This is a genomic window from Microbacterium sp. B35-30, from assembly GCF_010634855.1.
In the GTDB taxonomy this organism is placed as follows: Bacteria; Actinomycetota; Actinomycetes; order Actinomycetales; family Microbacteriaceae; genus Microbacterium.
Map to the genome: position 1 here is coordinate 13,302 of NZ_MWLQ01000021.1, position 25,104 is coordinate 38,405.

Below are 25,104 nucleotides of genomic sequence, written 5' to 3' on the forward strand. Positions count from 1 at the left end.
GCTGTTGCGCGACAGTACCGCGGTGTGGAATCGGAGCATGACCGCCGTCACACCCTCTCCCGCGAGCGCTGCCGCGAGCCACACCCCGGCCGACAGCGCGCCCGTCACCGTCGGTGCGGCGCCGCTGAGCCCCGCCGACCTCGTCGCCGTCGCACGCCATGGGGCACACGTCGTCGTCGCCCCCGAAGCTCTCGCCCGCGTCGCCGCCGCGAGGGCGCTCGTCGAGGGTCTCGCCGACGACCCCGAGCCGCACTACGGCATCTCGACGGGCTTCGGCGCCCTCGCCACGACCTTCATCGCACCCGAGCGACGCGTGCAGCTGCAGGCGAGCCTCATCCGCTCGCACGCGGCCGGCACCGGGCCCGAGGTGGAGCGCGAAGTCGTGCGCGCCCTCATGCTGCTGCGCCTGCAGACCCTCACCACCGGCCACACAGGCGTGCGCCCGGTCCTCGTCGAGACGTACGCGGCCATGCTCAACGCGGGAATCACGCCCATCGTTCGCGAGTACGGCTCGCTCGGCTGCTCGGGCGACCTCGCCCCGCTGTCGCACGTGGCGCTCGCCGCGATGGGCGAGGGGCGCGTCCGCAACGCCGACGGCGACGAGGTCGACGCGGCCGACGCGCTGGCGGCGGCTGGCCTCGCCCCTCTCGTCCTGCGTGAGAAGGAGGGGCTCGCGCTCATCAACGGCACCGACGGCATGCTCGGGATGCTGCTGCTGGCCCTTCACGACATCTCGCTGCTGCTCGACACGGCGGACGTCGCCGCGGCCATGTCGGTCGAGTCTCAGCTCGGCACCGACGCGGTCTTCGCCGCCGACCTTCAGGCACTGCGCCCGCAGGTGGGCCAGGCGGTGTCGGCCGCGAACCTGCGCGCCGTGCTGGCCGGTTCGCCGATCGTGGCGTCTCACCGCGACCCGGCCGTCTGCACACGGGTGCAGGACGCGTACTCGCTGCGCTGCTCGCCGCAGGTGCACGGCGCGGCGCGCGACACCGCAGACCACGCGCTCATGATCGCCTCGCGCGAGCTCGCCGCAGCGGTCGACAACCCGGTCATCACCGACGACGGGCGCGTCGAGTCCAACGGCAACTTCCACGGCGCGCCCGTGGCGTACGTGCTCGACTTCCTCGCGATCGCCGTGGCCGACGTCGCCTCGATCTCGGAGCGCCGCACCGACCGCGCCCTCGACCCGGCCCGCAGCAACGGGCTGCCGCCCTTCCTCGCGCACGAGGTGGGCGTCGACTCGGGCTTCATGATCGCCCAGTACGCCGCGGCGGGGATCGTCTCGGAGCTGAAGCGACTCGCCGTTCCGGCATCCGTCGACTCCATCCCGTCATCGGCGATGCAGGAGGACCACGTGTCGATGGGATGGGCTGCCGCGCGCAAGCTGCGCCGCGCGATCGACGGGCTCTCCCGCGTCATCGCCATCGAGGTGCTGACGGCCGCGCGCGCCCTCGACCTGCGGGCGCCGCTGCACCCCGGCCCCGCCACCGGCGCCGTGCGCGACCTCGTGCGCACCGTGGCCGGCGGTCCCGGCCCCGACCGCTACCTGTCGCCCGAGATCGAGGCGATGACCGCGCTCGTCGCCGCGGGCGCGGTGGCGGACGCGGCCTTCGCGCACATCCCGAACTGACGGCGCGCCTCGGCGGAGTGTGGGGTTTCGCGTCAGGCAAGCAGGCGGTTCGCGATGCGCAGCCAGGGGAGCGAGGCGTCGGGGCGCGAGGCGGGTCGGCGTCAGGCGAGCCGGCGGTTCGCGACGCGCAGCCAGGGGAGCGAGGCATCGGGGCGCCTCGGCGAGGGGCGAGTTCGGCGTCAGGCGAGCCGGCGGTTCGCGACGCGCAGCCAGGGGAGCGAGGCGTCGGGGCGCCTCGGCGAGGGGCGAGTTCGGCGTCAGGCGAGCAGGCGGTTCGCGATGCGCAGCCAGGGGAGCGAGGCGTCGGGGCGCGCCGCCGCGCCGCGCGCATCGCCGTCGCAGCGCACCACGACAGCCCACTCTTCGAGGGAGGTGCCCGCGCCCTCGAGGCGCCGCACCAGTCGGCGCACCGCCTTCGGGGTCGGCTCGCCGCTCACCGAGACGTGCACCATATGCGTCGCGACGATCTCGGCCACCGCACGCACGAGCGGGGACGGCAGTTGCAGGCGCCGACCCAGCGCGAGCGCGATCTCGGCGCCGCGCTCGGCATGACCGTATGACGTGATGCGGCCGTTTCGCGGCCTCGTGGTGTCGGGCTTGCCGATGTCGTGCCACAGCGCGGCCAGCACGAGGCGCTCGCGGAGGTCGGGGGAGAGCCCCTCCCGCTCGGCATGCCGAGCCGCCAGGTCGGCCGCCCACAGCGAATGCACGAGCACATCACCCTCGGGATGCCACGCCGGATCCTGCGGCGTGGCGGCGAGCGCCGCGTGCTCGGGGACCTCGTCGATGAGCCCGTCGGCGCGCAGCGCGGCCGACGGGCTGGCACTCTCGCGCAGGACGGTCCGCAGCATGCGGCCGCGTTCGGCGTCGGTGCGTCCGGCGGTGGGTGTTTCGCCGGCGGTCATCGGGTCATCGGGTCATCGGGTCGGGTCACCGGGGCTTCTCGAACGTCCACTCGTCGGGATCGAGCGCCGAAGCGACGTCCCAGTCGTCGACCCCCCACGTGAACGTGGCGACGGCGCACGTCGGCATGTGGCTGATGGCGTCGTCGGAGAGATGGGCGGCGAGCACGCTCATCCCCGGGTCGTGCGCGACGAGCACGACCGCGGAGGCGCGTGTGGCGACCGCCGCGGCCAGCAGCGCGCGGGCGGGCGCGCCGTACAGTTCGGGATCGAGCGAGACCGCCACGCCGAGCTCCGACGCGAACGCCTCGGCCGTGGTGCGGGCGCGCAGCGCCGTGCTCGAGAGGATCAGGTCGGGGCGGAAGCCCGACTCGGCCAGCTGACGCGCCATGCGCGGCGCGTCGCGCATGCCGCGGTCGTTGAGCGGCCGGTCATGGTCGTCGAGCCCCGGATCGCCCCAGTCCGACTTCGCATGCCGCACCAGCGCGAGCCTGATCATGACGCCGCCTTTCGGGATGCACGTGCCCTCACCCCACGACGCTACCGGCCCGTCAGGCGCCGACGTAGACCCATGCGGCGCGCCCGCTCGCCAGCACCACCGCGACCCGGCGGTAGAGCGCGACCTCGTACTCGTCGGACGCGTCGAGCTCGTCCTCCGTGACGACGAGCGCCCGGCCCACGACCTTGTCGAGCGGGTTGCCGGTCGCCCGAACGATGGGGTGCACCGAGAGTCCCGACAGATCGACGACGCGGGGGTCCTCGATCTCGGCGTAGTCGACGGTGTAACCGGGCAGCGCGTCGTCGTCGCTGTCGACGAGGCGACCGAAGGTGTCGAGCTGCACGTCGGCGTGCTGCAGGGTCCCGTAGCTGAACAGGTACTGGAGGGGCTCGTCCACCGACACGGCATCAGGGTAACGCGCGGCACCCGCGCGATCCCCGGTCTTCACGCAGTCTTAACACGCGCGCTCCACGCGCTCCACCCGCGTGCGGCGCCAGCCGGGTCAGCCGAGCAGCGCGTGCGCGATGGAGAAGATCGCGAGGCCGGCCAGCGCCCCGACGATCGTGCCGTTGAGCCTGATGTACTGCAGGTCGCGCCCGACCATGAGCTCGATCTTCTCGGTGGTCTCGGCCGGATCCCACCGCTCCACGGTGTCGGTGATGATCGACGCGATGTCGTGCCGGTACCGGTCCACGAGGAACACGGCGGCGTCGGTGACCCAGGTGTCCACCCGGCTCTGCAGCGCGGCATCCGTCGTCAGGCGTCCGCCGATCTCGGCCAGCGCCTCGACGCCGCGCCGCCGCAGTCCGCTCTCGGGGTCGGCGAGGGAGCGCAGCAGGCCCGCCTTCGCGGTGGTCCAGACCTCGCCGGCCAGCTCGCGGACGCGCGGACTGTCGAAGACCGCGAGCTTGGCGTCCTCGAAACGCCCGATCGTCGCGGGGTCGTGCTGCAGATTCTCGGCGAGCCGCGTCAGATAGCCGTCGATCGCGATGCGGGCCGGATGCTGCGGATCGCGCCGCACCGCCGCGACGAACTTGACCGCCTCGCTGTAGACGGTGTCATCGACGAACCGGTGCGCGATCGACGGAACCCACCCGGGCAGGCGACGCGAGATGACGCCGCTGAACGCGGCCTGGTTGGCCTCCAGCCAGGCGGCGATGGTGTCGGCCGCGAGGTCGACCGCACCGTGGTGCCCGCCGGCGTCGATGATCCGGCCGAGCCACTCGCCGAGGGGCGGGCCCCACTCCGGCTCGATGAGGTGCTCGCGGGCGAGCTCCTCGATCACGTCGCGCACGTCGTCGTCGCTGAGGGCCCGCAGCACACTGCCCGCCATCACGGATGCCTCGGCCGCGACCCGTTCGGCATGCTCCGGCTGGCTCAGCCATTCGCCCAGCCGCGCGGCGATCGAGGTCTGCTCGAGTTTTGCGCGCACGACGTCGCCGCGCAGGAACTCGGTCTCGACGAACTCGCCCAGCGTCTGGCCGATCTCGTCCTTGCGGCTCGGAATGATCGCGGTGTGCGGGATCGGGATGCCGAGCGGATGCCGGAACAGCGCCGTCACCGCGAACCAGTCCGCGAGCGCGCCGACCATGCCGCCCTCCGCCGCGGCCCGCACGTAGGCGAGGGCGGGGATGTCCTGCTGGAACGCGAACGAGAACGCGAACAGCACCGCCATGAACACCAGCGCGCCGAGGGCGACGCCTTTCATGGTGCGCAGGCCCCGTCGGCGCTCCTGGTCGGCGGGGCTCAGCAGCTGGGTCGGGGTCCGCGCCATGGGGTCATCCTCGCACGCGCTCGCCGGGCAGGGGCTTTACGCCCTGAGGCTTGCGGCGAGCTCGTCGCACCAGGTAAGAGCGAGCAGATTCGAGCGGATGCCGTAGTCCAGCGTCGCGCGCTGGAAGGCGAACACGTCGGCGAACTCCGCCGGGATCTCTGCCGCGTCGACGCCGCGCGCGACGGCTTCCAGCTCCGCGAGGTCGGACGCCACACGGGCGCGGATCGCGGCGACGACCTGCCGGCGTTCGGTCCGCTCTTCCAGCAGGCCGACGAAGAACGTGCGCGCCAGGGCGGTGGTCTCGACGTCTCCGCCGGTGACGGGCGAGAGCATCCACTCCCGCCAGGCGCGGCGTCCGGCATCCGTCACCGTGTACGGCTTGCTGCCTCGGGCGTCGGCGGCGACATCCGCGACGGTTGCGAGTCCCTGCTCGGCCAGCTGCTTCAGCGCGCGCTGGATGCTGCCGAAGCTCGCGCTGTAGAAGAGCGACACGCCCTGCTGGAACTGCCGCTGCACGGCGTAGAGCGACAGCGGGCCGTGCAGGATCAGCAGTCCGAGGATGACCTGTTGCATCTGCGCGCCTTCCTGCGGTATATCTAACAGATATATCTAGGAGGTATATCTGTGAGCGATGTCGAGACCGATCTTCCCACGCACACCGTCTCCGAGCCCGACCGCCTCGCTGCCGCGATGGCGCGCGTCGTCGCGACGGCCGATCGTGCGCGTACCCGGCGCCGCCTGCCGGCGGCGCAGGTGCTGGTGCAGGGGCCGGGCTTCGAGTTCAGCTCCGGCGACCGATCCGGGCGCTTCCATGCGGCGAGCGTCGGCAAGTCCATGACGGCGACGCGCGCCTTCCAGCTCGCCGAGGCGGGTGCGCTCGACCTCGACGCGCCGATCACCGAGGTGCTGCCCGACACCGACTGGCGCGGCCTCTTCGTCCGCGACGGGCGCGATCGGGCCGCCGCCGTCACCACCCGGCATCTGCTGACCCACACGAGCGGCGTCGCGGACTACTTCGAGGGCAAGGTGACCGGCGGCCCGCGCTTCGGGCAGCTTCTCGTGAGCGAGCCCGACCGGCTGTGGACGCCCGCCGATCTGCTGGCATTCAGTCGCGATCACCAGCGACCCGTCGCCGAGCCGGGGCGCCGGTTCTCGTATTCCGACACCGGCTACGTGCTGCTCGGCCGTGTGATCGAGCACGTCGGCGGTGCTACGCTCGGCGCCCAGCTGAACGAGGGGATCTTCGCGCCGGCCGGGATGGCGGACTCGTGCCTGCTGTTCCACACGCTGCCCGGTGGCGCACCGTCCGACGCGGCGGATCCGGCCGCGCAGCTCGACATCGCTCCTCTCCGGCTCGGCCGCGACGAAGTCGGCCGGGCCCGCAGCCTCAGCTGCGACTGGGGCGGCGGCGGGGTCGTCACGACGCTCGACGACCTCGCACGGTTCTGGGCGGCGTGGGGAGAGGGCGCCCTCGTGGGCGAGCGGTCACGCCGCGCGATGGCCGACATCCGCAGCAGCTTCCGCCCCGGCATTCGCTACGGGGCAGGGCTCATGCGCCTGCACTACGAGGGATTCTCCCCGTTCCTCCGCGGGCAGCCGCGGCCGGTGGGCCACCTCGGGGTGACGGGCGCTCACGCCTTCACGGTGCCCGAGCGCGGCATCCGCATCGTCTTGAACTTCCACTCCACCCGCGAGATGCTGCGGAGTTTCCGCGTGCACGTCCGCCTCATGCAGTTGCTGACGCGGGCGCTGCCTGACTGAGGGCGATCCGCTCAGTCCTGGAGCGGGCCGAGCCACGCCGTCGCGACGGTGGAGTGCGCCGACTCCGGGTCGGACGGGTGGAAGAGTCCTGCGAGCACGTCGCGGTAGAGCCGGCTCAGCTCGTTGCCCGAGAAGTACGACGAACCTCCGGCGACCAGCACGGCGTCGTCGACGATCGACTTCGCCGCCGTCACCGCCCGGTGCTTGACGCCGGCGAGCAGCGAGAACCACTGGGCGCCGTGGTCGGCGAGCTCGTCGACGTCGCGCGCGAGCGTCTGAATCTGCGGTGGCAGCGCGTCGTACGCGAGCGCCATGTCGGCGATGCGCCAGCGGATGTCGGGGTCCTGGCTGTACGCCTTGCCGGTGCGCTTCGAGGTGCGCTTGCCCGCCGCGGCCACCGCGAGATCGAGCGCCCGGCGCGCGATTCCGGTGTACACCGACGCCAGGAGCAGCTCGAAGACGCTGAAGATGCCGAACACGAGCGGGTCCGGGTTGGGGCCCGGCGCGAGCCGGCGCACGACCCGGTCGGCAGGCGCCACCGCATCGCGCAGCTCGGTGGTGCGGGACTGCGTGCCGCGCATGCCGAGGGTGTCCCAGTCGTCGCGCACCACCACGCGGCCGACCTGCACCTCCGACCGTGGCACGAACGCGTAGACCATCCGCGGGGCATCCTCGGACGACGTGTCGAGGCCGTGCAGGCCCAGCTGCGTCCACACCGGCGCGAGCGAGGTGAAGATCTTGGTGCCCGTGAACGAATAGCCGCCGTCGGGCAGAGGCGCGGCATCCGTCCCGCTGCCGAACAGCACGAGGTCGTTGCCGGCCTCGCTGATGCCGAACGCGAACACCTCGCCGGCGGCCGCGCCCTCCTGCACGAACCGCAGCGCGTCGATTCCGCGATCGGCCAGCACCTTCGCGACGCCGGTCCACACCAGGTGCATGTTGATCGCGAGCGCCGTCGCCGGTGCGGCGCCCGCCAGGCGCTGCTGGAGGACGGATGCCTCGGCGAGGCCCAGCCCTGCACCGCCGAGCTCGCGGGGCACGAGGATCGCCAGGTAACCGGCATCCTTCAGGTCCGCCAGATCGTCGTCGGGGAACGTGTTCTCGCGGTCGTGCACGGCCGCCCGGGCGCGGAACCGCTCGAGGAGTTCGTCCGGGAGGAGGGCAGCGGCATCGTTGGGGGTCACCCCGCCATTCTTGCGCCATGATGTGCCCATGGCGACGCTCTCCCAGATGATGCAGGCGCTCATCCCCGCAACGCAGCGGCAGACGGCGGCGGAGGTCACCGAAGCGCTCGACCTCGGGTCAGGGGACCGGGTCGGCAAGCGCAGCGGGTTCCTCATCATGCTGACGCTCGCGGGGATCATCGCCATCGCGGGGGTGCTCACGGACTCGACGGCGACGGTGATCGGCGCGATGATCATCGCGCCGCTCGGTACCCCGATCCTCGCCATCGGCCTCGGCATCGTGCGGGGGCACCTCAGCCTCGTGGTGCGCTCGATCCTCTGGGTGCTCCTGGGGGTCGCCATCGTCATCGTGCTGGGGCTCGCGTTCTCGGGGTTCGTCGCGACGCCCGAGAGCCTGGAGACCAACTCCCAAGTCGTGGGCCGCACGTCGCCGAGCTTCATGGATCTGGTGGCGGCGCTCGCCACCGGGTTCGCGGGCGGCTTCGCCATGTGCCGCAAGGACCTGAGCGCCATCCTCCCCGGTGTCGCGATCGCGATCTCGCTCGTTCCCCCGCTCGGAGTGGTCGGCGTGTGCGCCGGCCAGGGTCTCTGGACGGACGCCGTAGGCGCGCTGTGGCTGTTCCTCTCCAACGTGGTCGCGCTCATCATCGCGGGCAGCATCGTGTTCACCCTCGCGGGGTACGCCCGCGATCCCGGGTCGTCACGCGTCGCCAACCGCCGCCGCGCCTACATCATCGTCACGGTGCTGGCGGTCGTCATCACGATCCCGCTGGTCGTCAACTCGGTCGTCTCGGTGGCACTCGCGCGGTGGTCGGTCGGCATCCAGGATGCCGCCACGCAGTGGCTCGCCGATGAGGAGGGGGCTCGCGTCTACGGCGTCGACTGGTCGGGCGCGACGGCGACGATCGAGGTCACGACCGGCGACGGCGAGACCCCGTCCGTCGACGACCTCCAGCAAGCGGTCGCGGAGGTCGTCCCCGCGTTCATCGGCGTGGTCGTCGATGTCGGGCAGGGCGTCGAGATCCCCGTGCAGTAGACCCGGCCTTCGAGGGTCCGGCTCCGCGCATCGTCAGGCCAGCGCGGCGCGCAGCGCCGCCAGGGTGTCCTCGGGCCTGTCACGGTGCGGTGAGTGGCCCGCGTCCGGGATCACCGAGACGGTGAACAGCGGGTTGGCGGCGACGGCCGATTCGGCGGGCTTGCCGCGGAAGATCGAGTACACGCGCGGGTCGGACGCGATGACGTGGGTGGGCACGCTCACCCGGAGCGCGGCATCCGTCACATCCCAGCGCGGGTTCTGCGCGCTGGTCTGCTCGACCGCCCACCGGCTCGCCTGCTGCGCCGACAGCGCCTTCAGCTCGATGTCCTGCGGGTGCCAGTGCGGGTGCTCGGCACGCACCGCCTCTTCGGTCGGGTCGTCGAACGAGCGGGTCTGGCTGTTGCGGACGATGTCGCGATCCCGGTCGGTGAGCGAGATCGCCGGGTCGATCAGGACGAGCCGGCGCGTCCACGACGCATCCGCTGCGGCGGCGAGGACGGATGCCGCACCCCCGAGCGAATGCCCGATCACCAGGTCCCACGGCCGGCCGTCGCCGGCGCGGGCCGCCGCGACGTCGGCGCCGTATGCGCCCAGCGTGTAGTCGAGCGCACGCGGGGCGATGCCGTGTCCGCGGAGGTCCACCGCATCCGCTCGCCATCCGGCGTCCGCGAGGGCGACGCCGTAGCGCCACATCAGCGCGCCGTTCGAGCCGAGGCCGTGGATGAGCAGTGCGCGGCGCTCGGCGGAGGGGGAGCCCCACGACAGACGGGGGAGGGCGACGGGACTGGGCATACTCTCAGCCTAGAAGCGCGGCCCCGGCCGCCTCGGCGCACGGCAGGATGGGAACGGGGGTTGGCATGATCTCGACGGAACTGGCGGTGGCGCTGCGCGACGCAGGCCTGGTGTGGCATCCGCACTCCGGCGACCGGTTCCAGCTCGACGAGCCGGAGTTCGAGGCCGACGTCTTCACCGTCAGCGAGATGACCATCGAGCCGCGCGAGTACCCGACCGGTCGCATCCTCGCCTTCAACGGCACCACCGAGTGGGCGCTGGATTCGGTCGCTCTGGAGGACGCGCTGTGGCTGCCGCACGAGCACCAGCTGCGCGAGCTGCTGCGCGGCGCCTTCCGGGGTCTCCGGCGCCTGCCGGACACCCACGAGGTGGAGATCGTCATGGGCGGCGAGCGGCGGGTGTTCGAGCATCCCGAACCCGCCGACGCCTACGGCCTCGCCCTGCTGGAGATGCTCCGGCGCCTGGAGTGACCCCGGCGTGCGCCCAGGGGCTCAGCGGATGGTCGGCACCGGCTCGGTATCAGGGATCGGGCTCGCCCCGCGGACGCGGAGATCGGGCAGGCCCCGCGCGAACACGATCGCGACGAGGAGTCCGAGCGCGCAGAACGCCGCGGCGGCGATGTAGGCCGCGGTCACGCCGCCCGGGCCGTCGATGAGCAGGCCGGCCACGGCCGAGCCGGCCGCGGCGCCGATGAGCTGACCGGTGCCCACCCATCCGAAGGCCTCGGCGGTGTCGCTGAACTTGACGCTCGCCGTCGTCACGGCCGAGAGCACCGCGAGGGCGGGAGCGATGCCGATGCCGGCCACGAACAGCGTGGCGCCGATCCACCACACGTTGATCCAGATGCCGGTCAGGGCCAGCCCGATCGCCACCACGGTCAGCCGTCGCGCCAGCGCCCAGCGCCCCATCGGCAGGTGCCCGAACGCGAAGCCGCCGGCGAGGCTGCCGATCGAGAAGACCGCGAGCACGAGCCCGGCCTCGAGTCCGCCATGGTCGAACGTCGCCACGACGCCCGCCTCGACGGCGGCGAACGAGCCGATGAGGAGGAAGCCGATGACGGTTGCGAGCAGGATGGGCGGGCGGGTGAGCACCGTGCCGAACGACCGCTTGCTGCGGGGGATGCGCACCCGGCCGACCTCGGGGGAGAGGATGAACCACGCGCCGCCCCCGACCAGGAACACCACGACGAGCACGAGGCCGACGACGGTGCCGGACTGCGTCGCGACGAAGGTGATGAGCACCGGGGCGAGGATCCAGATGACCTCCTGCAGGGAGGCGTCGAGCGAGTACAGCGCCGTGAGCTGGGTCGAGTTGACCATCTTGGCGTAGATCGTGCGGACCGCTGCCACGATCGGCGGCGTCGAGGCGCCGGCGATGAACCCCAGCACGATGTACGCCGGCACGGGCACGACGAGGAACGCGATCGCCAGCAGGGATGCCGCCGACACGGCCGTCGTGAGGGTCAGCACGCGACGCATGCCCCAGCGGCCCATCCAGCGGCTCGTGACCGGGCCCGCCAGCGCCTGGCCGATCGACACGGCGGCCAGCACGATGCCCGCGGCCCCGTAGGAGCCGGTGATCCCCTCGATGTGCAGGAGGATCACGAGGCTGATCATCCCGTTCGGGAAGCGCGCGGTCAGCTGTGCCGCGATGATGCGAGCGACCCCGGGGGTGCGCAGAAGATCCCGGTAGCCGGCCACCCGACAACGTTACGCCACCGGCCCCGACGCACGACTCGCTGGGCAGGCGTCCGCGACGCGCCCGCGACGCGTCCACGACACGCCCGCGACACGCCGGAGGACTTCTCCACAGGCGGATCCGATGTCGGACCCCGGATCTACCGTCGTGCCTGTGGAGGGATGCGGCCGTGGCGTCCGAAAGCCCCGTGATCCTGGACTTTTCCAGACCCTTCGGGCTGTGGATGAATCCGTGGAGAACCTGTGTTGTACATGGGGAGAACGGTGGAAAATGACACCGATGTAACTACTAGCCCTTGTGGTGCTATCGGATGTCGGTACCCATATGTAGTATTGGACTCCCGGTGGGGGGACTACCGGGAAGAGCACCGGATGCCACCGGGGGAAGCACTGAGGAGACGGAATCGACATGGCGATCACGGTTTACACGAAGCCCGCGTGCGTGCAGTGCACGGCGACGTATCGAGCACTCGATTCCAAGGGGATCGAGTACGAAATCCACGACCTCTCCGAGGACCCGTCGGCCCTCGAGCAGGTCAAGGCGCTGGGGTACCTCCAGGCGCCGGTCGTCATCACCGATGAAGACCACTGGTCGGGCTTTCGTCCCGACAAGATCGACGAACTCGCAGCGCGGCTCGCGTAGTTCGGCGCAGCGCGCCCGTCCGTCTCGACGGAGCTCGACGACCCGACGGGTGCACCCGAGCAGGGGGGCGTCATGGGTGTCGTAGCGACGGAGACACCGCTGCTTGTCTACTTCTCGAGCGTGTCGGGCAACACCGCGCGCTTCATCGAGAAGCTCGGAGCACGCGCGCTCCGGATCCCGCTCCATGCGACGGATCCGGCGCTCGTCGTCGACGAGCCGTACGTCCTCGTGACACCGACCTATGGCGGAGGCCAGGGGCGCGGCGTCGAGAAGGGCGCCGTTCCGAAGCAGGTGATCCGGTTCCTCAACGATGAGCGCAACCGGCGCCTCATCCGCGGAGTGATCTCCGCGGGGAACACCAACTTCGGCGAGCACTTCTGTCTCGCCGGCGACATCATCAGCCGCAAGTGCCACGTGCCGCACTTGTACCGGCTCGAAGTATTCGGCACGCCTGAAGATGTGGAACGCGTGAACGCGGGATTGGAACGATGGTGGGAACTCTGACGCAGACCGACTTCAAGACGGAGGCACGCTTCGAGGGCATGGACTATCACGCCCTCAACGCGATGCTCAACCTCTATGACGCCGACGGCAAGATCCAGTTCGGGGCCGACAAGCGCGCGGCGCGGGAGTACTTCCTGCAGCACGTGAACCAGAACACGGTGTTCTTCCACTCCCTCAAGGAGCGCCTGGACTACCTGGTCGAGAAGGAGTACTACGAGGGCGCCGTGCTCGAGAAGTACTCGTTCGAGTACATCCAGAAGCTCAACGACCTGGCCTACTCCAAGAAGTTCCGCTTCGAGACGTTCCTCGGGGCGTTCAAGTACTACACGAGCTACACGCTGAAGACCTTCGACGGCAAGCGGTACCTCGAGCGCTTCGAGGACCGGGTCGTGATGACCGCGCTCGCGCTGGCGGACGGCGACGAGAAGCTCGCCACCGCGCTGGTCGAGGAGATCATCTCGGGCCGGTTCCAGCCGGCGACGCCCACCTTCCTCAACGCCGGCAAGGCGCAGCGCGGAGAACTGGTGTCGTGCTTCCTGCTGCGCATCGAAGACAACATGGAGTCGATCGCCCGCGGCATCAACTCCGCGCTGCAGCTCTCCAAGCGCGGCGGCGGCGTGGCGCTGCTGCTGTCGAACATCCGCGAGTCGGGTGCGCCGATCAAGCAGATCGAGAACCAGTCGAGCGGCATCATCCCCGTGATGAAGCTCCTCGAAGACTCGTTCTCGTACGCCAACCAGCTGGGGGCACGTCAGGGTGCGGGGGCGGTCTACCTCAACGCGCACCACCCCGACATCCTGCGCTTCCTCGACACCAAGCGTGAGAACGCCGACGAGAAGATCCGCATCAAGACGCTGTCGCTCGGCGTCGTCATCCCCGACATCACGTTCGAGCTCGCCAAGAACGGCGAGGACATGTACCTGTTCTCCCCGTACGACGTCGAGCGCGTCTACGGCGTGCCGTTCGGCGACATCTCGGTGTCCGAGAAGTACCGCGAGATGGTCGACGACCCGCGCATCAAGAAGACCAAGATCAACGCGCGCGAGTTCTTCCAGACCCTCGCCGAGATCCAGTTCGAGTCGGGCTACCCGTACATCATGTTCGAGGACACGGTGAACAAGGCCAACCCGATCAAGGGCCGGATCAACATGTCCAACCTGTGCTCCGAGATCCTCCAGGTGAACACGCCCACCACGTTCAACGAGGACCTCTCCTACGCCCAGATCGGCAAGGACATCTCGTGCAACCTGGGATCGCTCAACATCGCGCTGGCGATGGACGGCGGTGACCTGGCGCAGACCGTGGACACCAGCATCCGTGCCCTCACCGCGGTGAGCGACCAGAGCCACATCCGCTCGGTGCGCTCGATCGAGGACGGCAACGACCGCTCGCACGCCATTGGCCTCGGCCAGATGAATCTGCATGGCTACCTCGCCCGCGAGCACGTCTACTACGGGTCGGAAGAGGGTGTCGACTTCACGAACATCTACTTCTATTCGATCCTGTTCCACGCGCTGCGCGCGTCGAACCGCATCGCGATCGAGCGCGGGGAGACGTTCGACGGGTTCGCCGACTCGACCTACGCGTCCGGCGAGTTCTTCGACAAGTACATCGAGCAGGAGTGGGTGCCCGCGACCGACAAGGTCAAGGAGATGTTCGCCGGTCACCACATCCCCACGCAGGACGACTGGCGTGAGCTGAAGGCCTCGATCCAGCAGCACGGCATCTACAACCAGAACCTGCAGGCGGTGCCGCCGACCGGCTCGATCTCGTACATCAACAACTCGACGAGCTCGATCCACCCGATCGCGGCGAAGGTCGAGATCCGCAAGGAAGGCAAGCTCGGCCGCGTCTACTACCCGGCGGCGTTCATGACGAACGACAACCTGGAGTACTACCAGGACGCCTACGAGATCGGCTACGAGAAGGTCATCGACACGTACGCCGCGGCCACCCAGCACGTCGACCAGGGCCTGTCGCTCACGCTGTTCTTCAAGGACACCGCGACCACGCGCGACATCAACAAGGCTCAGATCTACGCCTGGCGCAAGGGCATCAAGACGATCTACTACATCCGCCTGCGTCAGATGGCGCTGGAGGGCACGGACATGTCCGAATGCGTCTCCTGCACGCTGTGACGCTGATCCGGACTTCGAAAGAGGAGAGATGAGCGAGAAGCTCCAGCTCCTGGACCACGTCCAGGCCATCAACTGGAACCGCATCCAGGACGACAAGGACCTCGAGGTGTGGAACCGCCTCGTGAACAACTTCTGGCTGCCCGAGAAGGTGCCGCTGTCGAACGACATCCAGTCGTGGAACACGCTGACGCCCGACGAGCAGACCCTCACGATGCGCGTGTTCACGGGCCTCACCTTGCTCGACACGATCCAGGGCACGGTGGGCGCCGTCTCGCTCATCCCCGACGCGCTCACCCCGCACGAGGAGGCCGTCTACACGAACATCGCGTTCATGGAGTCGGTGCACGCCAAGTCGTATTCGTCGATCTTCTCGACGCTGTGCTCGACGAAGGAGATCGACGAGGCCTTCCGCTGGTCAATCGAGAACCCGAACCTTCAGAAGAAGGCTCAGATCGTCATGGAGTACTACCGCGGCGATGAGCCGCTCAAGCGCAAGGTCGCCTCGACCCTGCTCGAGAGCTTCCTGTTCTACTCGGGCTTCTACCTGCCGATGCACTGGTCCAGCCGCGCGAAGCTCACCAACACGGCCGACCTCATCCGCCTCATCATCCGCGACGAGGCCGTGCACGGGTACTACATCGGCTACAAGTTCCAGAAGGGGCTCGAGAAGGTCGACGAGGCCACGCGCAACGAGATCAAGGACTACACGTTCTCGCTGCTGTACGAGCTCTACGACAACGAGATCCAGTACACGCAGGACCTCTACGACGGCGTCGGCCTCACCGAGGACGTCAAGAAGTTCCTGCACTACAACGCCAACAAGGCCCTCATGAACCTGGGCTATGAGGCGATGTTCCCCTCGACGGTCACCGACGTGAACCCGGCGATCCTGTCGGCCCTGTCACCGAACGCCGACGAGAACCACGACTTCTTCTCGGGGTCGGGCTCGTCGTACGTCATCGGCAAGGCGGAGGCCACCGAGGACGAGGACTGGGACTTCTGAGGCCGGACTGAAGACACCGAGGACGGATGCCGCGACCCGCGGCATCCGTCCTCTCTTTCGTTGCCGGCGCTGGCAGAAGGCGCCGCGTGCTCGGGTATCGGCAGAGTCGCGTAATAGACGGCCGTCGATGCTGTCTCTTGAGTGGGGGATGCGCCGGAGCCCCGGTCCGGCATCCCGGCCGTGGGTCCCGAGCCCGCGGCTACCGGGGGCGCCGGCATTCTCGCGTCGGCCCCCCGGTCAGCCTCTCGCTCCGCCTCCCGGTCGACTATCTGCTCCCTCGGCCGGCTCCATCGTGAAAGCGAATTCCCCTGGAGCAGGTGACACGGAGCCCCCGGGTTCCTACAGTTGTGGCAGCGGCGTCTGGTTGTGGGAACCGCCGCCGCCGGCGGTGCACGCGGCGGAAGGGGACCTTGCCGTGGACAGTGAAGCCCGTCCGACAGGTGGTTCCGGTAGCGCGCATGCGGCGGAGCCTGCGCCCGCGCCGGCGGGTACGGCTGTGACGCGCACCACTCTGGTGTGGTTCGGGCTGGGCTTCGTGCTGCTCTCGTTCTTCGCGGCGTTCCTCGGCTCGTGGCTCGCGCGATCGGTCGATACGGCCGAGCCGGCGCCGTCGGCGTCGGCGTCGGCGACGCCGGCTCCCGACTACGAGGAGGCGCTCGCGGAGATCCTCCCGGCCGGCTCGGCCGTCCGGGCGGGATCGGGCGCGCCGGAATCGGGCAAGGGGTACGAGGGCGACGTCTACATCGACGTCCTCACCGCCGACGTGTATCTCTTCCAGGACGACTGGACCTTCGTCGGCAACATCCGCCAGTCGGCCGCCGAGAACCTCAGCGGCGAACAGGGGCCTGAAGGCGCGCCGGGTGCGCAGGGCGAGCAGGGGGAGCAGGGGGAGCAGGGGGAGCAGGGGGAGCAGGGGGAGCAGGGGGAGCAGGGGCCGACCGGAGCGCCCGGCACCCAGGTGACGCTCGGCACGGCGGCCCCCGACGCCGCGGACTGCACTGCGGACGGCGACGTGTTCATCGACACCGCAGCGGTGCAGTTCTACGAGTGCGCCGACGGCGCGTGGGCGCTGTTCGGCCCGACGCCGGAGTCGGAGCCGGAGACCGAGGCGGAGCCGACCGAGTAGGGGGTCAGCGCCGGGTCGAGGCGGTCACGGTGAACTTCGCGTTGCGCGCGATCTGCCGCGTCGGGCCCACCACCTTCTCGAGTGTCTGCCGGTAGCGCAGACCCGAGTTCCACACCGTCCACAGCTCGCCGCCGGGACGCAGCACGCGCGCCGCCTCGGCGAACATCTGCGGCGCGATGCCCTCGTGCACGGCCGAGCCCGAATGGAACGGCGGATTGAGTGCGATGAACGACGCGCTGCCGTCGGGCTGCTCGCCGAGCATGTCGTCGCGCACCACCTCCACGCGCTCGTCCACCCCGTTCGCCCGCGCCGTCGCCGTCGCCGAGGCGACGGCTGCGGCCGACTGATCCGTCGCCAGGATGCGGAGATCGGGATGCCGCACCGCAAGTCCCGCGGCGATCACCCCCGTGCCGCACGCGAAGTCGATCACCGCTCCCGGCTCATCGGCGAGTCCGTGCGGTCGGCCGGTCGGCCCCGGCAGATGGTCGAGCAGGAACCTCGTGCCGATGTCGATCGACGCGCCTGCGAACGCTCCGCCGAAGGCGCACACCACGATGCCGTCGTGGGACGCCCGGCGAGGCGCCGGGTCGCGGCCGTCGTGGGGCTCCCGCGCCACGAGAACCCGGGACTTCTGCCGCGCGTGGCTGACGTCGAGCCGGCCGAAGCTCTCGCGCAGGACGTCGTTCATGCCGAGCGTCATGTGCTTGATGCGCCCGCCGGCGAAGACGACGACCTCGGGCGCCGCATGCGCGGCGATGAGTCCCGCGATGTCGCGCAGCGCCTCGAGCGACCGGGGCAGGCGAACCAGCACCACCCGTGCGCCACGCACGAGGTCGGGCGCGAGCGGGAGCGACGCGAACGCGCCGCCGAGTCCGAACCGCCCGGCATTGGCGGCCAGCGCTCGTTCGCCCGTGAGCGGGTCCTGATGGACACGGATGCCGCGGCCGCCGTCCGCCGCTGCTCCCAGGGTCAGTGCGCCGTAGCCGTCGCCGATCACCGTGAGCCCGCCGTCCCCGACGCCGGCACGCGCAGCGGCTGATTCGTCGAGCAGCAGCCGGTCCGCGGCATCCGTCGCCACGAGGCCCGGAGCCTCGACGTCGGGCCAGCGGCGCAGTCCGTCGAGTGAGAACGTCACAGTCCCACGGTAGCGGGCGGGCGATCGCACCGGAGACCGGCGAATGCGCCGCGTCGCGCGGCAGCCGGACTAGCATTCAGCACATGTCCGAGCGCGCTTTCAGTCCCGTCATCTCACTGCTGACGGTCGCGAGCGTCTGGGACGGCCACCTGGGTGCGCAGCTGCGCGACCTCGGGCTCACCACCCGCAAGTACGCGCTCCTGGCCCACATCGAGGCGACGCCGGGCATCTCGTTCAGCGAGCTCTCGCGGCGGTCGCAGATCACCGTGCAGTCGGCTCACACCGCCGTGCAGACCCTCGTCGCCGACGGGCTCGTCGAGGACGCCACGAAGCACGCCGGCTCGGCGTCCGACCTGCGGGTCACCGCGCGGGGGAGTGACGTGCTGGAGGCGGCGCAGCAGCGCCTCGCCGCGCTCGACGCCGACCTCACGCGCGACGCCCCCGCCCTCGCCACCGCGCTGGAAGGTCTGCACGAACAGCCGTACACCGCGGCCGGTGGGCCCGCCCGCTGACCTTCAGGTCGACTGAAGTCTTTCAGTTAGACTGAAGGTGTGTTCCGCAACCCTCACTCCCTCTTCCGTGCGCTCGCGATCGCCGAAGCGATCTCGTGGACGCTTCTCATCGGGGGTCTCATCCTCCGTGCCGTCACCGGCTGGGCGCTCGGTGTCACGATCGGCGGCGGCATCCACGGCTTCGTCTTCCTGTCGTACGCCGCCACGGCGATCCTCGTCGCGCTGAACAACCGCTGGCCCGCCTGGCCGGCCGTTGTCGCGCTCGTCAGCGCCGTCATCCCGTACGCCACCATCCCGGCCGAGCTGTGGCTCCAGCGCAGCGGGCGGCTGGCCGGCGCCTGGCGGCTCGAGCCGACCGACGACCCGCGGGACGGCGCCTGGTACGACCGGCTCATGCGGTGGTTCCTGCGGCGCCCGTGGGTGCTCGCCGCGCTCATCGCCCTCGCCGTGGTGGCGCTGTTCGTCGTGCTGCTGATCCTCGGGCCGCCGGGGGGCCGCGACTGACGGTCGCCACCCGTCAGCCGGACCGCTCAGTCGCCGCGGCCGGGTAGCTCAGTCGCGCGGCGGGCGGACCGCTCAGTTGCTCGCGGCTCGAAAGCTCAGTCGCGCGGCGGGAGCTGCTGCAGCGTCCAGGTGTTGCCGTCGGGGTCGTCGAACTGCACGAACCTGCCCCAGCCCTGCTCGTCGACGCCTCGTGCCTCCACGCCCACGTTCCGCAGGTGGGCGAGCGCCTCGTCGGCGTCGGGGACGACGACCTGGATCGTGTTCTGGCGGCCCGGTTCGAGATCGTTGCCGAGGCCGGTGCCGAACGCGATCGAGCAGGCCGACCCCGGCGGCGTCATCTGCACGAACCGCAGGCCCTCGAAGGGGACCTGGTCGTGGTCGGCGTGGAATCCGATCCGCTCGTAGAACTCCTTCGCCCGGTCGACGTCGGTGACGGGCACGAAGATGAGCTCGATCTTCCAGTCCATGGTTCTCTCCTCTGAGACGCGGTCCCCCCGAGTGACGAGGCTACGCCGCGCCACCGACGTCGACGCGGGCGGAGTCCGGGGGAAACCGAAAGGGAAGGGAATACCTGCGCGCGGGTGCCGTTGAACTTGACAATCCCTGTATCAAGTTCAAAACTTGATGCTCGATCACTCAAGTTTCAGGAGAGACGGAATGCCCGAAGACTTCACTCCCCAGGCCGGCGACGACGGGAGCTCGTTCGACGAGTTCCTGGCGCGCTACCTCGCGGGGGAGCGTGCGCGTGTCGAGCGGTCGATCGACCTCAGCCGCTATCTCGGCGCCCGCACCCAGGAGATGCTGCAGCGTGCCGGCAAGTACGCCCTCGACCGCGGTCAGCGCGAGCTCGACGCCCTGCACATCCTGCGCATCCTCGTCACCGAGGCTCCGGCCCGTGACGCGGTCCGGCGCATCGGCGCGGATCCCGACGCCATCTCGCGCGCGACCGAGGAGCGCCTTCCCGCAGCCTCCGCCGCGGCGGACGTCGACGGGGCCGTGGTCACCGCGTCGGTGCAGCGCGCGCTGTTCCACGCCTTCCAGGTCGCGCGCTCGTCCGGCTCGACGTACGTCGACCCGGAGCACCTGTTCTTCGCCCTGGTCCTCGCCCAGGACACGCCCGCCGGCCAGGTGCTGGCGCACGCCGGCGTGACGGCCGAGGCGCTCATGCAGGGCGCGCGCGAGACGGTGACGCCGGGCGAAGCCGCCTCGGCCGAAGCGGGGACGGATGCCGCGGCATCCGTCACCCCCATGCTCGACACCTACGGCACCGACCTCACGGCACGCGCCGTGGCGGGCGAGCTCGACCCCGTGATCGGACGCGCCGACGAGATCGAGCAGACCATCGAGATCCTCAGCCGCCGCACCAAGAACAACCCGGTGCTCGTCGGCGAGGCCGGCGTCGGCAAGACCGCGATCGTCGAGGGACTCGCGCAGGCGATCGTCGACGGCGGCGTGCCCGAGCAGCTGCTCGGCAAGCGCGTGGTCGCACTGGACCTTCCTGCGATGCTCGCGGGCACCCGCTACCGCGGCGACTTCGAGGAGCGTCTCACCAAGACGATGGACGAGATCGCCGAGCACAGGGGCGAGCTGATCGTCTTCATCGACGAGGTGCACACCGTGGTGGGCGCCGGCGGTGCCGGCGACGGCGGCATGGATGCCGGAAACATCCTCAAGCCCCGCCTCGCGCGCGGCGAGCTGCACCTGGTGGGCGCGACGACGCTCAAGGAGCACCGCGTCATCGAGAAGGATCCCGCGCTCGAGCGCCGGTTCCAGCCGGTGCGGGTGGGGGAGCCGTCCGTCGAGGACGCCGTGCTCATCCTGCGCGGACTGAAGCCCGCGTACGAGGAGCACCACGGCATCGTCTACACCGACGAGGCCCTCCGTGCCGCGGTCGAGCTCAGCGACCGCTACGTCACCGAGCGCGTGCTGCCCGACAAGGCCATCGACCTCATCGACCAGGCGGGTGCGCGGCTGCGCCTGCGCCTGGGCTCCAAGGTCGACGTGAGCGGCCTCATCGAGCGTCTGGCGACGCTCGAGGCCGACAAGAACGCCGCCGTGTCCGCCGAGCACTACGAGGAGGCCTCGCGCATCCGCGACCAGATCGCCGCGGTGCAGGCCAAGCTCGACGAGGCGACGGCGTCCGGCGCTTCGACGGGCTCAGCGACCGGTGGACGCGTCGACGCGATCGTCGGCGAGCCCGAGATCGCGGCCGTCATCAGCCGGGCCACCGGCATCCCGGTCAACCGTCTCACCGAGACCGAGCGCGAGCGGCTGGCGTCCCTCGAGGACGAGCTGCACCACCGCGTGATCGGCCAGGACGACGCCGTCGTCGCGGTCGCGAAGGCCGTGCGCCGCAATCGGACCGGCATGGGCGACGCGCACCGCCCCGTGGGCTCGTTCCTGTTCCTCGGCCCGACCGGCGTCGGCAAGACCGAGCTGGCCAAGGCGCTCGCCGCCAGCCTGTTCGACGACGAGAGCGCCGTCATCCGCTTCGACATGAGCGAGTTCGGCGAGCGGCACACGGTGTCGCGCCTGGTCGGCGCCCCTCCGGGATACGTCGGCTACGACGAGGCCGGGCAGCTCACCGAGCGCGTGCGACGCAACCCGTACTCGATCGTGCTGTTCGACGAGATCGAGAAGGCGCACCCCGACGTGTTCAACCTGCTGCTGCAGGTGCTCGACGACGGCCGCCTCACCGACGGCCAGGGACGCACGGTCGACTTCCGCAACACCGTGGTGGTGATGACGTCGAACCTCGGCTCGGAGTTCCTCGCCTCGCGCGGCGGTGCCATCGGCTTCCTCGCCGACGGCGGCGGCTCGACCGGCTTCGGCTCGGAGAAGGATCTGCGCGACCGCGTGTTCGCCAAGCTCCGCGAGGCGATGCGGCCCGAGTTCCTCAACCGCATCGACGAGATCGTGCTGTTCCGCAAGCTCGACAAGCCGCAGCTGCAGCGCATCGTGCGGCTGCTGCTCGGCGCGTCCGAGGCGCGGCTCGCGAAGCGCGAGGTCGACCTCGTCGTCACCGACGGTGCCGTCGCCTGGCTCGCCGAGCACGGGTACGAGCCCGAGTACGGCGCCCGGCCGCTGCGCCGCCTGATCCAGCGCGAGGTCGACGACCGCATCGCCGACCTGTTCGTCACGGGTGCGCTCGTCGACGGTGGTGCCGTGACGGTGGATGCCGTGAGCGACGAGCTCTCGGTGGTCGCCGGGGCGTCGTTCCCGCTCGCCGCGTGAGCTGAGCACCACCTCTGCGAGAGGCGCCGCGCCTTCGGGCCGGCGCCTCTCGCCGTGTCGCGGGACGTCTGTGACCCGGCGCCCGGCGCCCGGCGCCCGGATCGGCGTCAGGCCTCCAGCATCCGTTTCAGCGTGATCGCGTTGCGGACGGCGTTGCCCTCGCCGTCGTTGTTGAAGTACGCCTGCACCTCATGCCCGCCGCGCTCCCATTCGCGGATGCGCTCCGCCCACCAGGCGAGGTCGTCGTCGGAGTACGAGCCCCCGTACAGGTGCTCCGGATCGGGGCCGTGCAGCCGCACGTAGACGAGGGGAGCGGTGGCGCGCAGGACGCAGGGCAGCCGCGCGCCGCTCATCACGCAGTACGCGGCGCCGTGGCGCTCGAGCATCGCGAAGACGGCGTCATCCACCCACGACGGATGCCGGAACTCGATCGCCGGGCGGGTCCACTCCGGCAGCTGCGCCAGGAAGTGCTCCAGCCGCGCGTCGTCGCGCTCCATCGCCGGGTGCAGCTGGACGATGAGCGGCCCGCGGCGGCCGTAGAGCTCATGGAGTCCCCGCGTGACCCGCGAGATCCAGACCTCGGGATCGCGGAGCCGCCGCGCATGGGTGAGGCCGCGCGGCGCCTTGACGGCCATCTGGAAGCCGTCCGGCATCCGTTCTCGCCATGCCGAGAACCTGGCGTCGGCCGGCCAGCGATAGAAGCTGCCGTTGAGCTCGACCGCGTCGAACGCCGCGATGTACTGCGAGAGCCAGTGGCTCTGGGGCCCTTCGTAGAGCACACCCCGCCAGTGGGGATAGACCCAGCCGGATGTCCCGATGCGCGCCATCCCCCCAGCGTGCGCGGTGGGCGCGGTACGAGCGACGGGGTTGCGTCGGCGCGCCCGCCGCGATAACCGCGTGCGGCGGTCGGCCAGGCGTCCCGCGTCAGGATGCGCGTGTCGGCGACCGCTGACAGAGTGGGGGGATGACCCGCATCGGCGCGATCTTCAACCCCTATACGCACGCTCCCGACGAGTTCCGTGACGCGGTGCTCGCCGCCGAGTCCGCGGGCCTCCCCGAACTGTGGATCTGGGAGGACTGCTTCCGGCAGTCCGCGTTCGCCACGGTCGGCGCGGCGCTCGCGTGGACCGACGCCCTGCGCATCGGGATCGGCATCGCGCCCATGCCGCTGCGCAACGTCGCCGCGACCGCCATGGAGCTGGCGACCATCGAGCGGCTCTTCCCCGGCCGCCTGCTGCCGGGCGTCGGGCACGGCGTGCTCGACTGGATGGGACAGGCGGGTGCGCGGGTGGCCTCGCCGCTGACGCTGATGCGCGAGTACGTCCCGGCGCTGCGAAGCCTGCTCGCGGGCGATGAGGTCACCACGGCCGGGCGCTACGTGTCGCTCGACGGCGTGCGGCTCGACTACCCGCCGGCGAGCCCGCCGCTGGTCTACGCGGCGGCCGAGGGCCCCAAGACGCTCCGGCTGAGCGGCGAGGTCGCCGACGGCACGGTGCTCGACAGCGGGCACACCGCCGAGGAGTACGCGACCGCGACGGCCGCGATCCGCGAGGCGCGCGAACTCGCCGGGCGCGGCGGCCGCCACGACGTGGTCGCCTACGTCGTCACGGCGTTCGGCGCGGATGCCGAGGCGCGGGCGATCGCGGACGTCGGCGACAAGCCCGACCCGGCCGAGCGCGCGCTGTGGGGCGATCCGGCGCAGGTCGCCGCCGGCGCGCAGCGGTTCTTCGACGCGGGGGTCGACGACGTGATCCTCCTTCCGGCCTCCCGCGGCGACATCGCCGAGTTCTACCGCGGGGCCGCCGACGTGGCGCGCCTGGTCGCGGCGGACGCCTCGTGACGGCGGCGCTGTCCCTCGGGATCGCGGCCGCCGCAGGCCCGGACCTCGCGGAGCGGGTGGCACCCGCCGCCGAGGCGGCCGGATTCCACGCCCTCTGGGTGAACGACACACCGGGCCACGACGCGCTCGCCGTGCTCGCCGCGGCTGCCACCGCGACCGAGCGCCTGGTGCTCGCCACGGGCGTCCTGCCGGTGGACCGCCGCACCCCCGACGACATCGCCGTCGCGGCGTCGGGCCTCCCGGCCGGCCGCCTCGTGCTCGGCATCGGCTCGGGGCAGGCGCGCAGCGGCGCGGTGGAGCTGGTGACGGATGCCGCGGCCGCGCTGCGCCGCCGCACCGACGCGCGCGTCGTCGTCGGTGCGCTGGGCCCGAGGATGCGACGGGCAGCGGCTGCGGCATCCGATGGCGTCCTGCTGAGCTGGCTCACCCCGCAGACCGCCGCCGCGCAGGCCGCGGAGGCGCACGCGATCACGCCGGAGACCCACGTCGCGCTGTACGTGCGCACGGCCGTCGACGACGCGGCTGTCGCCGCCCTCGACGAGGAGACTGCCCGTTACGCCGGCTACCCCGCGTACGCCGCGAACTTCGCCCGACTGGGTGTGGACCCCGCAGAAACCGTGATCCGTCCGGCAGTGCTGCGCGACCGGATCGCGGCCTACCGGGCCGGCGTGGACGAAGTCGTGCTGCGGGCCATCACGCCGACGGGCAGCGCCGACGATCATCTGCGGTTCATCGACGCGATCGTCGAGGCCGTCGCGTGATGCGCGTCATCGCCCGGTGGGCGCTCGCGGCGCTCCTCGTGGTCGCGGGCGCCTCGCACCTGACCTGGGGCCGCCGCGGCTACCGCATCGTCGTGCCGGACTGGGCGACGCGCCTGCTCCGCACCGACGAGGACACCATCGTCGTCGCCTCAGGTGTGGTCGAGCTGATGCTCGGCGGCGCGCTCGTGGCGCTTCCGGCTGAGCGCCGCCGCGTGGGCTGGGTCATCGCGGCGTTCTTCGTCGCGGTCTTTCCCGGCAACGTCCATCAGTGGCGCACCGGCAGGTCGGCGCCGATGCTGCGCACCGGCCGGGCACGGTTCGTGAGGCTGCTGCTGCAGCCGCTGCTCGTGGCCTGGGCGCTGTGGAGCGCCGACGCCGTGCCGGCCCGCCGCGCCCGTCCGAGGCGGAAGAGGTCGCGCCGGTGAGGCA

The 25,104-nt window shown here is 70.9% G+C and carries 26 protein-coding genes; 15 read left to right on the plus strand and 11 right to left on the minus strand.

What is annotated here, in order from left to right:
- Positions 1–37: 37 nt before the first annotated feature.
- Positions 38–1,630, plus strand: coding sequence for a histidine ammonia-lyase (gene hutH / locus B2K11_RS12210; protein WP_163618564.1), 1,593 nt, complete (start codon positions 38–40; stop codon positions 1,628–1,630).
- A 257-nt stretch (positions 1,631–1,887) separates the two neighbouring features.
- Here the strand turns inward: hutH and B2K11_RS12215 are convergent, their stop codons facing one another.
- From B2K11_RS12215 to B2K11_RS12235, 5 genes are all read right to left on the minus strand, one after another.
- Complete coding sequence (locus B2K11_RS12215; RefSeq protein ID WP_163618565.1) at positions 1,888–2,535, minus strand: HD domain-containing protein; 648 nt, start codon at positions 2,533–2,535, stop codon at positions 1,888–1,890.
- Positions 2,536–2,560: 25 nt separating this feature from the next.
- Positions 2,561–3,031 carry a histidine phosphatase family protein gene (locus tag B2K11_RS12220; protein WP_163618566.1) on the minus strand — a complete coding sequence of 157 codons (471 nt, stop codon included), beginning with the start codon at positions 3,029–3,031 and terminating at the stop codon, positions 2,561–2,563.
- Positions 3,032–3,083: 52 nt separating this feature from the next.
- On the minus strand, positions 3,084–3,434 hold the full coding sequence (locus tag B2K11_RS12225; RefSeq protein WP_239525996.1) for a gamma-glutamylcyclotransferase family protein: 351 nt from the start codon (positions 3,432–3,434) through the stop codon (positions 3,084–3,086).
- A gap of 99 nt (positions 3,435–3,533) precedes the next feature.
- A complete protein-coding gene (locus tag B2K11_RS12230; RefSeq protein WP_163618567.1) occupies positions 3,534–4,805 on the minus strand; it encodes a DUF445 domain-containing protein in 1,272 nt (423 codons plus the stop codon).
- A 36-nt stretch (positions 4,806–4,841) separates the two neighbouring features.
- Positions 4,842–5,378: a helix-turn-helix transcriptional regulator gene (locus B2K11_RS12235; RefSeq protein ID WP_163618568.1), complete on the minus strand. Its 537-nt coding sequence runs from the start codon at positions 5,376–5,378 to the stop codon at positions 4,842–4,844.
- Between the two features lie 51 nt (positions 5,379–5,429).
- Here B2K11_RS12235 and B2K11_RS12240 point away from each other — a divergent pair, with 51 nt between their 5' ends.
- On the plus strand, positions 5,430–6,566 hold the full coding sequence (locus tag B2K11_RS12240; RefSeq protein WP_163618569.1) for a serine hydrolase domain-containing protein: 1,137 nt from the start codon (positions 5,430–5,432) through the stop codon (positions 6,564–6,566).
- Positions 6,567–6,577: 11 nt separating this feature from the next.
- Here the strand turns inward: B2K11_RS12240 and B2K11_RS12245 are convergent, their stop codons facing one another.
- On the minus strand, positions 6,578–7,750 hold the full coding sequence (locus B2K11_RS12245; RefSeq protein ID WP_239525998.1) for an acyl-CoA dehydrogenase family protein: 1,173 nt from the start codon (positions 7,748–7,750) through the stop codon (positions 6,578–6,580).
- Between the two features lie 28 nt (positions 7,751–7,778).
- Between B2K11_RS12245 and B2K11_RS12250 the strand changes: the two genes are divergently transcribed.
- Complete coding sequence (locus tag B2K11_RS12250; protein ID WP_163618570.1) at positions 7,779–8,786, plus strand: TIGR00341 family protein; 1,008 nt, start codon at positions 7,779–7,781, stop codon at positions 8,784–8,786.
- 33 nt (positions 8,787–8,819) lie between these two features.
- On the opposite strand, the gene B2K11_RS12255 is transcribed toward B2K11_RS12250, so the two are convergent.
- Positions 8,820–9,578, minus strand: coding sequence for an alpha/beta hydrolase (locus B2K11_RS12255; RefSeq protein WP_163618571.1), 759 nt, complete (start codon positions 9,576–9,578; stop codon positions 8,820–8,822).
- Between the two features lie 65 nt (positions 9,579–9,643).
- Here B2K11_RS12255 and B2K11_RS12260 point away from each other — a divergent pair, with 65 nt between their 5' ends.
- Positions 9,644–10,048 carry a pilus assembly protein CpaE gene (locus tag B2K11_RS12260; RefSeq protein ID WP_163618572.1) on the plus strand — a complete coding sequence of 135 codons (405 nt, stop codon included), beginning with the start codon at positions 9,644–9,646 and terminating at the stop codon, positions 10,046–10,048.
- Positions 10,049–10,069: 21 nt separating this feature from the next.
- On the opposite strand, the gene B2K11_RS12265 is transcribed toward B2K11_RS12260, so the two are convergent.
- The gene (locus tag B2K11_RS12265) at positions 10,070–11,278 is read right to left on the minus strand and encodes an MFS transporter (RefSeq protein ID WP_163618573.1); all 1,209 of its coding nucleotides are present in this window, start codon (positions 11,276–11,278) and stop codon (positions 10,070–10,072) included.
- A 406-nt stretch (positions 11,279–11,684) separates the two neighbouring features.
- Between B2K11_RS12265 and nrdH the strand changes: the two genes are divergently transcribed.
- The 5 genes from nrdH to B2K11_RS12290 all read left to right on the plus strand — a co-directional run bounded on the left by nrdH (position 11,685) and on the right by B2K11_RS12290 (position 16,689).
- Complete coding sequence (gene nrdH / locus B2K11_RS12270) at positions 11,685–11,918, plus strand: glutaredoxin-like protein NrdH (RefSeq protein WP_163618574.1); 234 nt, start codon at positions 11,685–11,687, stop codon at positions 11,916–11,918.
- Positions 11,919–11,990: 72 nt separating this feature from the next.
- Complete coding sequence (gene nrdI, locus B2K11_RS12275) at positions 11,991–12,422, plus strand: class Ib ribonucleoside-diphosphate reductase assembly flavoprotein NrdI (protein ID WP_163618575.1); 432 nt, start codon at positions 11,991–11,993, stop codon at positions 12,420–12,422.
- Positions 12,407–14,560 carry a class 1b ribonucleoside-diphosphate reductase subunit alpha gene (gene nrdE, locus B2K11_RS12280; RefSeq protein ID WP_163618576.1) on the plus strand — a complete coding sequence of 718 codons (2,154 nt, stop codon included), beginning with the start codon at positions 12,407–12,409 and terminating at the stop codon, positions 14,558–14,560. Before nrdI ends, nrdE begins: the two co-directional genes overlap by 16 nt.
- A 28-nt stretch (positions 14,561–14,588) precedes the next feature.
- Complete coding sequence (gene nrdF / locus B2K11_RS12285) at positions 14,589–15,563, plus strand: class 1b ribonucleoside-diphosphate reductase subunit beta (RefSeq protein WP_163618577.1); 975 nt, start codon at positions 14,589–14,591, stop codon at positions 15,561–15,563.
- Positions 15,564–16,059: 496 nt separating this feature from the next.
- Positions 16,060–16,689: a hypothetical protein gene (locus B2K11_RS12290; protein ID WP_204260108.1), complete on the plus strand. Its 630-nt coding sequence runs from the start codon at positions 16,060–16,062 to the stop codon at positions 16,687–16,689.
- A 4-nt stretch (positions 16,690–16,693) separates the two neighbouring features.
- Here the strand turns inward: B2K11_RS12290 and B2K11_RS12295 are convergent, their stop codons facing one another.
- On the minus strand, positions 16,694–17,824 hold the full coding sequence (locus B2K11_RS12295) for a methyltransferase (RefSeq protein ID WP_163618578.1): 1,131 nt from the start codon (positions 17,822–17,824) through the stop codon (positions 16,694–16,696).
- A gap of 83 nt (positions 17,825–17,907) precedes the next feature.
- Here B2K11_RS12295 and B2K11_RS12300 point away from each other — a divergent pair, with 83 nt between their 5' ends.
- On the plus strand, positions 17,908–18,336 hold the full coding sequence (locus B2K11_RS12300; RefSeq protein WP_163618579.1) for a helix-turn-helix domain-containing protein: 429 nt from the start codon (positions 17,908–17,910) through the stop codon (positions 18,334–18,336).
- A 39-nt stretch (positions 18,337–18,375) separates the two neighbouring features.
- Positions 18,376–18,840: a DUF3817 domain-containing protein gene (locus tag B2K11_RS12305; protein ID WP_163618580.1), complete on the plus strand. Its 465-nt coding sequence runs from the start codon at positions 18,376–18,378 to the stop codon at positions 18,838–18,840.
- Between the two features lie 95 nt (positions 18,841–18,935).
- Here B2K11_RS12305 and B2K11_RS12310 read toward each other — a convergent pair whose 3' ends face one another.
- Positions 18,936–19,307: a GNAT family N-acetyltransferase gene (locus B2K11_RS12310; protein WP_163618581.1), complete on the minus strand. Its 372-nt coding sequence runs from the start codon at positions 19,305–19,307 to the stop codon at positions 18,936–18,938.
- A 190-nt stretch (positions 19,308–19,497) separates the two neighbouring features.
- On the opposite strand from B2K11_RS12310, the gene B2K11_RS12315 reads away from it, so the two are divergent.
- Complete coding sequence (locus B2K11_RS12315; RefSeq protein ID WP_163618582.1) at positions 19,498–22,074, plus strand: ATP-dependent Clp protease ATP-binding subunit; 2,577 nt, start codon at positions 19,498–19,500, stop codon at positions 22,072–22,074.
- 107 nt (positions 22,075–22,181) lie between these two features.
- Here the strand turns inward: B2K11_RS12315 and B2K11_RS12320 are convergent, their stop codons facing one another.
- Positions 22,182–22,901, minus strand: a complete 720-nt coding sequence (locus B2K11_RS12320) for a DUF72 domain-containing protein (protein WP_163618583.1) — start codon at positions 22,899–22,901, stop codon at positions 22,182–22,184.
- 137 nt (positions 22,902–23,038) lie between these two features.
- Between B2K11_RS12320 and B2K11_RS12325 the strand changes: the two genes are divergently transcribed.
- The 3 genes from B2K11_RS12325 to B2K11_RS12335 are packed head-to-tail and all read left to right on the plus strand — an operon-like array spanning position 23,039 to position 25,100.
- On the plus strand, positions 23,039–23,914 hold the full coding sequence (locus tag B2K11_RS12325; protein WP_163618584.1) for an LLM class flavin-dependent oxidoreductase: 876 nt from the start codon (positions 23,039–23,041) through the stop codon (positions 23,912–23,914).
- Entirely contained in the window at positions 23,911–24,675 is a 765-nt protein-coding gene (locus B2K11_RS12330; RefSeq protein WP_163618585.1) for an LLM class flavin-dependent oxidoreductase, read from the plus strand. The genes B2K11_RS12325 and B2K11_RS12330 overlap by 4 nt, the downstream gene beginning before the upstream one ends.
- On the plus strand, positions 24,675–25,100 hold the full coding sequence (locus B2K11_RS12335; RefSeq protein WP_163618692.1) for a hypothetical protein: 426 nt from the start codon (positions 24,675–24,677) through the stop codon (positions 25,098–25,100). The genes B2K11_RS12330 and B2K11_RS12335 overlap by 1 nt, the downstream gene beginning before the upstream one ends.
- The last annotated feature ends 4 nt before the right edge of the window (positions 25,101–25,104 follow it).